The sequence below is a fragment of the Bacteroidota bacterium genome, assembly GCA_018692315.1.
Lineage (GTDB): Bacteria > Bacteroidota > Bacteroidia > Bacteroidales > JABHKC01 > JABHKC01.
This window is the reverse complement of record JABHKC010000040.1, coordinates 1-12,413: the sequence shown is the minus strand read 5'-3', so window position 1 is coordinate 12,413 and position 12,413 is coordinate 1. Positions and strand designations below refer to the sequence as shown.

Annotated in this window: 7 protein-coding genes; 3 read left to right on the top strand and 4 right to left on the bottom strand. The window is 33.1% G+C overall.

All coding sequences use genetic code 11. The features are described 5' to 3' along the window. Window positions 1–687: 687 nt before the first annotated feature. Both trxB and HN894_03320 read right to left on the bottom strand, forming a co-directional pair. Window positions 688–1,692, bottom strand: a complete 1,005-nt coding sequence (gene trxB / locus HN894_03325; GenBank protein MBT7142344.1) for a thioredoxin-disulfide reductase — start codon at window positions 1,690–1,692, stop codon at window positions 688–690. Window positions 1,693–1,835: 143 nt separating this feature from the next. Then, a complete protein-coding gene (locus tag HN894_03320) occupies window positions 1,836–2,726 on the bottom strand; it encodes a DUF4249 domain-containing protein (GenBank protein MBT7142343.1) in 891 nt (296 codons plus the stop codon). A 430-nt stretch (window positions 2,727–3,156) separates the two neighbouring features. On the opposite strand from HN894_03320, the gene secDF reads away from it, so the two are divergent. Together secDF and HN894_03310 are read left to right on the top strand one after the other, a co-directional pair. Beyond that, window positions 3,157–6,237, top strand: a complete 3,081-nt coding sequence (secDF, locus tag HN894_03315; protein ID MBT7142342.1) for a protein translocase subunit SecDF — start codon at window positions 3,157–3,159, stop codon at window positions 6,235–6,237. A 461-nt stretch (window positions 6,238–6,698) separates the two neighbouring features. After that, window positions 6,699–7,823 (top strand): ATP-binding protein, encoded by a 1,125-nt coding sequence (locus HN894_03310; protein ID MBT7142341.1) that lies wholly within the window; start codon window positions 6,699–6,701, stop codon window positions 7,821–7,823. Window positions 7,824–8,139: 316 nt separating this feature from the next. On the opposite strand, the gene HN894_03305 is transcribed toward HN894_03310, so the two are convergent. Further along, complete coding sequence (locus HN894_03305; GenBank protein MBT7142340.1) at window positions 8,140–8,784, bottom strand: protein-L-isoaspartate(D-aspartate) O-methyltransferase; 645 nt, start codon at window positions 8,782–8,784, stop codon at window positions 8,140–8,142. A 78-nt stretch (window positions 8,785–8,862) separates the two neighbouring features. Then, entirely contained in the window at window positions 8,863–9,546 is a 684-nt protein-coding gene (locus HN894_03300; GenBank protein MBT7142339.1) for a rhomboid family intramembrane serine protease, read from the bottom strand. Between the two features lie 371 nt (window positions 9,547–9,917). Between HN894_03300 and HN894_03295 the strand changes: the two genes are divergently transcribed. Continuing rightward, window positions 9,918–12,203, top strand: coding sequence for an NADP-dependent malic enzyme (locus HN894_03295; GenBank protein ID MBT7142338.1), 2,286 nt, complete (start codon window positions 9,918–9,920; stop codon window positions 12,201–12,203). Window positions 12,204–12,413: the final 210 nt, after the last annotated feature.

The following is a 12,413-nucleotide window of genomic DNA, read 5'->3' as shown; positions in this document are numbered from 1 at the left end:
CAATTTTTATTCCATCAAAATAGCTCGCTATTACTCAAAAATAAAAATCTGTGGTAGTTCAAATCTGACACACATTTTGAACTTTCGAGACGAAAATTTATGAATTATTCAGGCTAAAATATGATAATAATCAAAAAAATGAAACTTTTTAAATTTGTTAAATGAACTATACTTTTTTCATATAAAAAATAAAAATGGATTTTATATCAGAAAGTATATCAATGCCTATTCAGGCTAAACCTTTTTTTGAGGTGCTGAAAATTAACTTTCATCCTATAATTATGAAATATAAAGTTCAGTTTATTGTCCTATCATTTACTTTTGTCTTGACACAAAAGTAACAAAATGTCATGAAATAATGATGCTACAACCCACATGCCAGCACCCGTCCGCCATTTTTTCGGCAATGCAATTTAGCATTTTAGATTACAGATAGCTATCACCAAAACATTTCTCTTCAGCACCTCAAAAAAAAATTTAGCCGGTTTTCATAATCGAATTTAAATTCGGGGAACTTTAATTATTTCAAATAATCAACAGATGTTTTAGTCAATGACTAAAAAAAACGCCAAGAACATAAGCAGGCATTTGTTTGAATGCAATAATTCACAAAAGTAAATTATTGCATTCAAACACTTCCCACTATTTGTTCTTGGCGTTTTTTCCTATTTCAACAAAAAAATGAAACTAACTATCCAAATCGCCCAAATATCTTTCGGCATCGATGGCGGCCATACAACCAGATCCGGCAGCAGTAACAGCCTGACGATATGTCGAATCCTGAACATCGCCACATGCAAAAACTCCTTTTACATTTGTTTTAGAATTTCCGGGATTGGTTTTTATATAGCCTACTTCGTCTGTTTCAAGATAGTCTTTGAAAATTACAGAATTTGGAGTATGACCGATTGCGAGAAAAAATCCTGAAACATCAATCTTAACTTCTTGCTCGTCAGCTTCTCCCATTCGTTTAATTAAAATTGCTCCTTCAACACCATTTTCTCCAATAAGTTCTTTAGTGTTGTGCTCATAAAGCACCTCAATATTTGATGTTTTATTCACTCTGTCAAGCATTGCTTTAGATGCTCTCATATAATTCTTCCTGACAATAATATAAACTTTTCGGCATAATCCGGACAAATATGTAGCTTCTTCTGCAGCAGTGTCGCCACCACCTACAACAGCAACATCTTGTCCTTTGTAGAAAAAGCCATCGCAAGTTGCACATGCCGAAACACCCATGCCAGCATATTTTTTCTCAGAATCCAGACCGAGATATTTTGCTGTTGCTCCTGTTGAAATTATTACTGTATCTGCCAAAACTTTGTACTCTTCATCGACTACAACTTCGTGTGGAGATTTCGAAAAATCGACTGATGACACGGCACCCCAACGAACCTCAGTTCCAAAACGTTCTGCTTGCTTTTTCAAATCGTCCATCATTGCCTGTCCTGTAATACCTTCCGGATATCCAGGAAAATTATCAACTTCAGTTGTTGTTGTAAGCTGTCCACCAGGCTGCATTCCTTGAATCACTAAGGGTTTTAAATTTGCTCGTGCTGCATAGATGGCTGCTGTAAAACCGGCAGGTCCTGAGCCGATAACCAAACATTTTACTTTTTCGATCTTGTCGCTCAAGTTGTTATTCTGACTTTTTTGTTCGTCAATATTCATTGGTTTAAATAATTCCATGATCTTATTTTTTTACATTTATTTATCTACATATATAGATTTGCCGTTTTATCAAGAAGTGTGCCTAATTAAATTATCAATTTATTTAATAAATTATCTTCAATTATATGCCTTTTATAAACAATTCTAAGAACTATGATGCCTTATTCCAAAATTAGGGAATCAATTTTCACTTCAAAAGTATCCAAATAAACACCATATCCTCCCCAAATTCCAAGTCCTTTTCCTTCGATATTCGACTGGACATATGTAGGTGCAGCAAATGGATTCCCTAATGAAGACCTATCGTTTTGGTACGAATCCCAAAAATCGAAATGCACATTGTCCATTGTGCAAAACTTAATTACAACCCTTTCTCCAATTTTGAAATACCAGCGTTCCATATCTTCCTGATCGTCTATTTCGTCATTTGTGCCTCTATAAACACCGACTCTATTATCGGCAGCACCATTTATAATTTTATCTTCGATGGTAGAAAACTGCATTGTCAAAAATATTGAATCTTTACCAAGGGTTTTAGAGAATACTCTATAAAAATTTCCAAGAGTATCAGGATCTTCAAATGTGAACCAAATTAGACCAAGACTGTCTTTGTCGTTCTCTAATTCGAACCACATGCTGTCTATTAGAACCGATTCTGGAATAACAGTTCTTGACGAAACCTTTTCATCATTTGCCTCCACCGAAAGAAAATAGTTTTTGCCGGCTTCTCCAATCATCTTTTTCGAACCATAATATAAATACGGGAATCGCCACATATCAATCATTGGTTCAAGAATTACTGTATCAGTTCCATCCGAAACACTAACTATTGCGTCCATTATTAACATATTCATTAGTGTCATTGTGTCAATAGGTTCAAAATATGGGGTATTTTTAGTCAAAAAGACATATGGGTTTGAACCTTCTTCTATAGCGCCTTCCACAACAATTTTTTCGACAAGAGGAGGAAGATCTACCTCAATTGCATCGACACATCCATGGAACAACATGGCTGAAACAAAATAAATAATAATTCTTTTTAACATTCTCATAAACAGGTTTCTCTTCAATTTTCAAAAGTAATAGAAATGAAACAAAAATATGAAATATTTATTATACTATGATAAGTATGAAAGTTGAATTTTCTAAGAATCATTTTGATTTCAGAATCCTTAATTATCATTCAACATTTTCTATACCTTATATATAGTAACACAATTTTCGAATTTAGCAACTAAAAACTAATTTAAATTACAGAATTTTTGCTCAAAAATCTGAAAGCAAAAATAAATATTAGCTGTTCATAAGTATTAAAATGGTGTAGTATAATTCACAATTTATTTCCAACTTTCGTAAATGCCATAATATCAACTCTTTTCATTCAGAAAATTCTTTAATTATAATAAATTGTTTTCAAAAAAAATAAATATATTTGCGGTCAATTTTTTGAAAAATATAAATGATAACAAAATAAGTAAAAAAATGCAGAATAAAGGTTCGATAACATTTGTTGCAATCATACTGGTAATTATCAGTATATTTTATCTTTCTTTTACATGGGTAACCAGAAGTATTGAAAATGATGCAAGAGAATTTGCCGCCGGAGATACAAAATTAGAAGAAAATTATCTTGATTCTCTTTCCAGTGAGATTGTTTATAATTTAGGAATAATAGATTATACCTACAGAGAATGTAAAGAACATGAAATTAATTTGGGTCTTGACCTAAAAGGTGGAATGAACGTAACCTTAGAGATTTCTGTAATTGATGTAATTCGAGCATTAGCTAATCATAGCACTGATACAAGCTTCACGAACGCAATAAAATTAGCAAAAACAAAACAACAAGGTAGCCAGGAAGATTTTGTTACTTTATTTGGTCAGGCTTTCAGCGAATTAAATCCGGATGGAAGATTAGCTGCTATTTTTTCTACCTTAGAATTAAAAGACAGAATAAGCTATGAATCGACCAACGAAGAAGTTTTAGAAATTATTAGCGAAGAAACAGAAGGAGCAATCAGCAATTCATATAATATTTTACGTAGCAGAATAGACAGATTTGGAGTTGTTCAACCTAATATTCAAAAATTAGAAACATCAGGAAGAGTTTTAGTAGAACTTCCAGGAATAAAAGAACCTGAGCGAGTAAGAAAATTATTGCAAGGAACCGCAAGTCTTGAGTTTTGGGAAACTTTTGAGAATGCAGAGGTTTTTAATTATTTAAGCGATGCCAATAAACGCATAAGAGAAATGCAAATAGGTTCGGACGAAGATGGTTCGGAAATTGACTCTACATTACAAAACGAGGACAATGAAGTTATCTCTGATGTTGAGCCAACTAAAGAATTACCTGAAGAAAACTTACTTGAAGAAACTGATTCTTTAAGTGCTGATAGTTCTGACGAATCTCTTCTCGAAATGCTCGAAAACGATTCAACTTTGACAGACGATGAATTAACACAAACAAGAGAACAATTTAACAAAGAAAATCCTCTTTTTGCTGTTCTCACACCAAATATTACTAAAGACAATAAATATGTTGAAGGAGCTTCAGTAGGTTTTTCGCATTTCAAAGATACTTCAAAAGTAAATGATTACTTGAATTTAAAGCAAGTTCAACAATTATTCCCACGAGATTTGAAATTCTTTTGGACAATTAAACATGCTCAGTGGGACAAAAGCGAAACTTACTTCGAACTTATTGCAATAAAAATAACAACGAGAGATCAGCAAGCACCATTAAGCGGAGAAGTTGTAACTTCAGCAAGAGCTGAATTCGGTCAAACACAAGCCAATGCAGAAGTTTCTATGACCATGAACGGTGAAGGAGCTAAGGTTTGGGCAAGAATGACAAAAGACAATGTAGGCAAACAAATTGCAATTGTACTTGACAATTATGTATATTCTTATCCGCGAGTAAATCAGGAAATTACTGGTGGTCGTTCTTCGATAACCGGAAATTTCACAATTGCTGAGGCGCAAGACCTTGCAAATATTTTGAAATCGGGAAAAATGCCGGCTCCTGCAAGAATTCTTGAAGAAGCAATAGTTGGACCATCATTGGGTCAGCAAGCTATCAATTCAGGATTAATCTCCTTTATTTTTGCTTTTATTTTGGTACTTATCTATATGGTATTTTACTACAACAGAGCAGGTTGGGTTGCCAATATAGCACTATTTGCAAACGTATTTTTCATTATGGGAGTATTAGCATCTCTGGGAGCAGTTCTTACACTTCCCGGAATTGCGGGTATTGTTTTAACAATTGGTATTTCAGTTGATGCGAATGTGCTAATTTATGAGCGTATTCGAGAAGAAATTTCCGCCGGTAAAGGAATAAGATTGGCTGTAAAAGAAGGTTATCAGAAAGCATATTCAGCAATTGTCGATGCAAACGTAACCACACTATTAGTTGCCATAATTTTGGGTTATTTCGGAAAAGGACCTATTCAGGGATTCGCAACAACACTCGGAATTGGTGTATTGACTTCATTATTTTCAGCTATTTTTATTACCAGAATAATTTTTGAGTCCTTATTAGGAAAAGACAAAAAAATTAAATTCTCTACTAAATTTACAGAGAATGCCTTCAAAAATTTACAAATTCAATTCCTTGATAAGAGAAAAACATATTATATGGTGTCTGGAACAATCATCATTGTCGCTATCATTTCGTTGGCAATCAGAGGCTTGAACTATGGCGTAGATTTTAAAGGAGGAAGAACTTACCAAGTTGCCTTCGAACAATCGGTAAATACTGTAGATATTCAAAGTGCATTAGCAGAAGTTTATGGAGATGCTCCTGAAGTGAAAATCTTTGGATCTGACAATCAAGTAAAAATTTCTACGAAATATATGATTGACAGTGAAGATCCTGATGCGGACGACATTGTTGAAGAAAAACTTTATGAAGGACTAAAACCGATACTTGGCGAAGACGTTAGCTATTCTGATTTCATTAACAATCACCGAATGCAGTCGCAAAAAGTAGGACCAACTATTGCAGACGACATCAAAGTTTCAGCAGTTTTTGCAATCATATTCTCTTTAATTGTGATTTTCCTATATATCCTCATAAGATTTAGAAACTGGCAATTTGGTCTCGGCGCACTTGCTGCATTAGTACATGATGTATTATTTGTTTTAGGAATTTTCTCATTGTTATATGGGCTACTACCATTCTCGCTCGAAATAGATCAGGCATTTATTGCTGCAATTCTTACTGTGGTTGGTTATTCAATTAACGATACTGTGGTTGTGTTCGATAGAATTAGAGAAAGAGTTATACTTCATCCGAAACGCGAAAGAGATTTTGTTTATAACAACGCACTAAACAGCACAATTAGCAGAACTTTCAGTACCTCCATTAGTACATTTATAGTTGTTTTAACTGTGTTTATTTTTGGCGGCGAAGTAATTCGTGGATTTGTATTTGCATTAATGATTGGTATTATTGTCGGTACATATTCATCATTATTCATTGCTACCCCAATTGCATTTGATACAATGAAAAAGAAAATTCTTCCTACCGATAACAAATCTATTAAGAAGAAAAAGAAATAATATCTTTAAAATATTTTAGAAAGCCTGATGCGTAAGAAATTATAATTCAGGCTTTTTTTATGCTTTTGAATTTAAAATATTTCAACATTAATTAAAATTTCAAATTTCCTATTAGCTTTTTTTGCATCTTTTTGGATATCGTATTAGCGGTTTTTATATTTATTTAGCTATTATACTTTCTTTTTTTACAGCATTTCAACTATCGTATTAGCGAATCTATATCTAATTTAGCATATATATTTGCACTTTTTAATTAGTTTCAGCTATTATACTACTCATTTTAACTATATTTTTAGATATCGTACCTGCTATATTATATATATTTTAGGCATGTATATTTTAGTTTTTTACAGATATATTGTTATTATAATAGCTATATTTATATATTTTTAGCTAATAACTATAATTTTAATTAACTTTGTGAAAGATTATTTTAGAGAAAATCAACAAATGTTGAAATTATGATAATAAGGCAACTACAGAAAATTATTGACAAATATTTTTTCAAAGGGAAAATAATAGTAATCTATGGAGCAAGGCAGGTCGGAAAAACGACCCTTATAAAATCAATAATAAATATAAATGACAGTGATACAATGTTTCTCAACTGCGATGATCCTCCTGTTATAGAAACTCTCACCAACATTAATCTAGCTGAAATAGAACTGCTCATTGCCAAGAAAAAAATAATATTTATTGACGAAGCTCAACGAATAAAAAATATTGGACTTTCACTAAAATTGATAATAGACAATTTCCCTGAAAAACAAGTAGTTGTAACCGGTTCATCCTCCTTCGATTTGGCGAATGAAATTAACGAACCACTCACTGGACGAAACTTTGAACTGACGCTTACTCCAATTTCTGTTTCGGAGATAATAAATCATAACGATTTCCTATTTCTGAAAAGCTCGCTAAAATATCGCATCGTTTACGGAATGTATCCGGAAGTTGTGATGAAACACGAAAATGCCAAACAAATATTAACAAATTTATCTTCAAACTACTTATACAAAGACATTTTCACCTGGCAAAGGATAAGAAAGCCGGAAATCATTCAAAAGTTATTAAAGGCTTTAGCTTTACAAATTGGTAGCGAAGTTTCTTACAGCGAAATTTCAAATATGCTCGGTATTTCAAAAGATACTGTTGCAAGTTATATTCAACTACTTGAACAAGCTTTTGTCATTTTCAGGTTAAGTTCTTTTAATCGGAATTTACGAACAGAATTGAAACATAAGAATAAAATATATTTTTGGGACATAGGAATACGAAATGCAATTTTAAACAATTTCCTGCCTTTCGATGACAGAACAGACAAGGGAGCAATGTGGGAGAATTTTGTAATTGCTGAGCGCATAAAACTAAATTTGAATAAAGATATTAAAGCAAATTATTATTTCTGGCGAACACACCAACAACAAGAAATTGATTTCATTGAAGAAACAGAAAACGAAACCTGCTCATTCGAAATAAAATGGAATGCCGACAAAAAAGTAAGAATCCCTAAGAAATTTACAGAGAATTATCCCGACATACCGGTAAAAATCATTAATAGCAAAAACTTTTTTGAAATTTTGGTTTAGTATCTTATTTCTAATATTCGTGTATTTTATGTCAAGATATTTCACACAATATATTCAAAACATAATCTCGCAAAGACGCAAGGGCGCATAGTTTTATGATATAAAACTCTTTACGATATTAAAAACAAGTTTCGGACTCAAAGCAAGAATTGTTTCGTTTCACAGATTTCCATAAACTTTGCGTCTTTGCGATAATTTTTTCTGGTTTATCCAGCTTAGGTTAATTGAAAGGGATTACGGTTATTGGATTCAAATATTTGTACCCACATATTTATTTATGTCCATCCGCTAAACATGTCGAAGGCAGCAAAACAAACTACCTCCCCTCAGTGCCCCCAAGCATAGGCACAAAAGAAAAATACCCATGATTGCTGGTTCTAAACTGATTTTCGCCTGTTTTTTCTATTTTTTGCATCACTTGCGAATTTTTGCCAAGTGGCAGAACCATAGTTCCACCGATTCCCATTTGATTTTTCAAATCTTCCGGAATAAAGGGTGCAGCAGCTGTAATCAGAATTTTATCAAAAGGTCCGTAATTTGCTTGTCCTTTGAAGCCATCTCCAAAAAACAGATGTGGATTATATCCCAGGTTTGAAAGAAATGTTTTCACTTTTAGGAATAATTCATATTGCCGTTCTATAGTATAAACTTTTGCTCCAAGCTCCATCAAAATTGCAGTTTGATAACCGGAACCTGTTCCAATTTCAAGAACTTTATCACCATTTTTGATGTTTAACAATTGTGTTTGAAAAGCAACAGTATATGGTTGAGAAATGGTTTGACCGGCTGCAATTGGAAATGCCTGATCTTTATATGAATATTTCTGCAATCCTGATTCCATAAAAAAATGCCGAGGCACTTTATACATGGCATTTAGCACATTTTTATCTGAAATACCTTTTGCTTCAATTTCTTCAATCAATCTTCTCCTTAGTCCTTTATGGCGTAGAGTATCTTCCATATTTATAATATAATGTCTTAAAATTTGGTATTAAAAAATGAATCCTATTTAAACTGCTTTTTCGTAATTTTCGCATCCTTAATCATTTTTGTTTTCTTCATTATAATGATATTTTATTTCAATAGAATTTTTGCTTGTCGATTCACTATCTATTTGAATTTCACTTTCGTCTTCCTCATCTTCCCAATCAAATTTTTTACGTTGCGGTCCTTGCTTTTTATAGTAAAACGCCAATACTACACCTGCAATAAGACCAAACATATGCGACTCCCACGAAATTTTTTTATCCATTGGGAAAATGCCCCAAATCATTCCGCCATATAAAAATGCAACTAACATAGACAAAGCAGTCATTCTGGGATTTCGTAACAATAATCCACTTGTGAAAAGAAATGAAGCTAAACCATAGACCAAGCCACTGGCACCAATATGATAGGCTTCTCTGGCACCAACCCAAACCCAAAGCCCAGTCATAAAATAAATTAGAAAAAAAACTTTCCATGCAACATTTCTATAAAAATAGAAAAGTCCAACACTTAACAAAAACAGTGGAACTGAATTTGAAATCAAATGCTCAAAACTACCATGAATAAGAGGCGAGGCAACTATTCCAATTAATCCTTTGAGTTTTTGTGGATAAATACCAAAATCAGAAAAGCTTATTTTAAGAATAAACTCACTAAGTTTGACAAGCCAAATAAAAAGTAAAAACAATCCGGGAAAAAGAATACTATGTTTTATCTTTATTTTTTCTCTATTCATCAATTGTCATTTATTTTCTCGAAATATAATACAAAAAATAATATGTTCTCTTCTAAACAAAAAATTTGATTCAATTTTAATTGTTATAAGAAAACGAATCCAAACAAGTTTTCTAATTGTCTGAAATTAAAAATACTATATCAATTCTTAGGTAATATTATCAAGTACTACATTCATCTCAATAAGTCAATTTAAAAAAATAAAATATGTCCTTCCGGCAAATGAGAATTTTCATGACAAAATTCATATAAATAACCCATTAAAACCTGCTATACAGCACAATATCAGCAGAAATAATACTTCAGTATTTTCTTTTAAAAAATTAATATTAATAGATTTGTCGAATTATTAAACGTCAATAAAATACTATAATGTTTAAAATAAAAAGTTCAAAAGCTCTTGAATATCATGCAAAAGGGCGTCCTGGTAAAATCGAAGTTAAACCGACAACAGAATACAGTACGCAACACGATTTATCGCTTGCATATTCTCCTGGAGTTGCCGAGCCGTGCTTAGAAATCAAAAAAAATCCAAATGATGTGTATAAATATACTACCAAAGGAAATCTTGTTGCAGTAATATCGAACGGAACAGCAGTATTAGGTTTAGGCGATATTGGACCAGAGGCCAGTAAGCCTGTTATGGAAGGAAAGGGCTTACTTTTTAAAATATTTGCCGACATTGATGTTTTCGATATAGAAGTTGATGAGAAAGATATTGACAAATTTGTGCAAACTGTAAAAGCAATTTCACCAACTTTTGGTGGTATAAATCTTGAAGATATCAAAGCCCCCGAATGTTTTGAAATTGAGGAACGACTAAAAAAAGAATTAGATATTCCGGTAATGCACGACGATCAGCATGGAACAGCTATCATTTCTGCCGCCGGTTTGTTGAATGCTCTTGAACTTCAAAACAAAAATATTGAAGATGTAAAAGTTGTAGTGAGCGGAGCCGGAGCATCCGCAGTTTCCTGCACCAAACTATACATCTCGCTTGGTGTAAATCCAAAAAATGTGGTTTTATGCGACAGCAAAGGAGTCGTCAACAATAAAAGAGACGATTTGAATTATATAAAAAAACAGTTCATTACTGAAAGAGATATTGATAGTTTGGAGGAAGCAATAGTTGATGCGGATGTATTTCTGGGACTTTCAATTGCAGGCATTTTGTCTAAAGAGATGTTGGCTTCGATGGCAAAAGATCCAATAGTATTTGCAATGGCAAATCCCGATCCTGAAATTTCGTATGACGATGCAATGGCAACACGCGACGATTTGATATTTGCAACAGGCAGGTCAGATTATCCAAATCAGGTAAACAATGTCTTGGGATTTCCTTTCATTTTTAGAGGTGCATTAGATGTTCGTGCATCAGCAATAAATGAAGAAATGAAGAAAGCAGCAGTTTATGCTTTATCAAATTTGGCAAAAGAAGCTGTTCCGGAAGATGTAAACACAGCCTACAAAGCCTTCAACATAGTTTTCGGAAAAGATTATATTATTCCAAAACCATTAGACCACCGTCTAATTACAGCAGTTGCACCAGCAGTTGCAAAGGCAGCAATGGAATCAGGTGTTGCACGAGAGCCTATCGAAGATTGGGACGATTATAAAAACCAACTTTCAAAACGTTTAGGTTATGAAAATGCGTTGATTAGGTCTATTACTGAAAAAGCCAAACAAAATCCAAAACGTGTAGTTTTTGCTGAAGCAAACAATTTGAAAATGCTTAAAGCTGCCCAAGTAGTACTGCAAGAAGGAATTGCAAAACCCATATTACTTGGCAATTTAGAAAATATTAAAAAGGCAATAAAAGAGAATAATTTAGAACTTCTCGGAGTGGACATTATTGATTTGCGTAGCCATAGCGAAAAAAGCAGAAGAAAACGATATGCCGAACTCTTATTCGAAAAACGACAACGAAAAGGCCTAACATACGACGAGGCATTTGAAAAAATGTATGACAGACATTATTTTGGTGTAATGATGGTTGAAACCGGTGAAGCTGATGCTTTTGTGTCAGGTATTTCCAGTAAATTTATTGATACGATAAACCCTGCCCGTGAAATTATCGGAACAAAAAAAAATGTGAATACCATCGCAGGAATGTACGTTTTGATGACAAAAAAAGGCCCATTTTTCATGTCAGATACAACTGTAAATATTCAACCTTCTATAGAAAGGTTTAAAGATATCACATTGCTCACCGCAGAAGAAGTACGAAAATTCAACATAGAACCAGTGATTGCAATGGTCTCTTATTCAAATTTTGGCTCAGCCGAAGGCGAAGGAAGCCCTCAAAGAATTCGCGAGGCTATTAAAATGCTGCATGAAGAACACCCCGACCTAATTGTTGATGGTGAAATCCAAGCAAATTTTGCCCTAAATAAAAAGCTTCGACAAAATAAATTTCCCTTTGCAAAATTTAACAACAAAGATGTTAATACTCTAATATTCCCAAATGCAAGTTCTGGGAGTATTACATATAAAACTTTGCAAGAAATTGGCGATGTTCAAACAATTGGGCCAATTTTGATTGGAATAAAAAAGCCAATTCACCTAATACAAATTGGAAGTTCGGTACGTGAAATTGTGAATATGGTAACTCTTTCTGTGGTAGATGCTCAATGTATCGAAAATGATAATTGCCACTAATTATTCAGAAAATCTCATATAGAATTTCAGTTTTCTGTTTAGCCTGAATAATTCATAAATTTTCGTAACAAAAGTTCAAAATGTGTGTCAGATTTGAACTACCACAGATTTTTATTTTTGAGTAATAGCGAGCTATTTTGATGGAATAAAAATTGAGGACGGTCAAAGATGATGTGCAGTTTGGGCTTGTAGTAGAAATATTTATGAATT

What these genes read in the sequence shown, in the direction of transcription:
- HN894_03305 (MBT7142340.1), bottom strand. Translation starts at nt 8,784, where the DNA reads ATGGAAGATACTCTACGCCATAAAGGACTAAGGAGAAGATTGATTGAA.
- trxB (MBT7142344.1), bottom strand. Translation starts at nt 1,692, where the DNA reads ATGGAATTATTTAAACCAATGAATATTGACGAACAAAAAAGTCAGAAT.
- HN894_03300 (MBT7142339.1), bottom strand. Translation starts at nt 9,546, where the DNA reads ATGAATAGAGAAAAAATAAAGATAAAACATAGTATTCTTTTTCCCGGA.
- secDF (MBT7142342.1), top strand. Translation starts at nt 3,157, where the DNA reads ATGCAGAATAAAGGTTCGATAACATTTGTTGCAATCATACTGGTAATT.
- HN894_03310 (MBT7142341.1), top strand. Translation starts at nt 6,699, where the DNA reads ATGATAATAAGGCAACTACAGAAAATTATTGACAAATATTTTTTCAAA.
- HN894_03320 (MBT7142343.1), bottom strand. Translation starts at nt 2,726, where the DNA reads ATGAGAATGTTAAAAAGAATTATTATTTATTTTGTTTCAGCCATGTTG.
- HN894_03295 (MBT7142338.1), top strand. Translation starts at nt 9,918, where the DNA reads ATGTTTAAAATAAAAAGTTCAAAAGCTCTTGAATATCATGCAAAAGGG.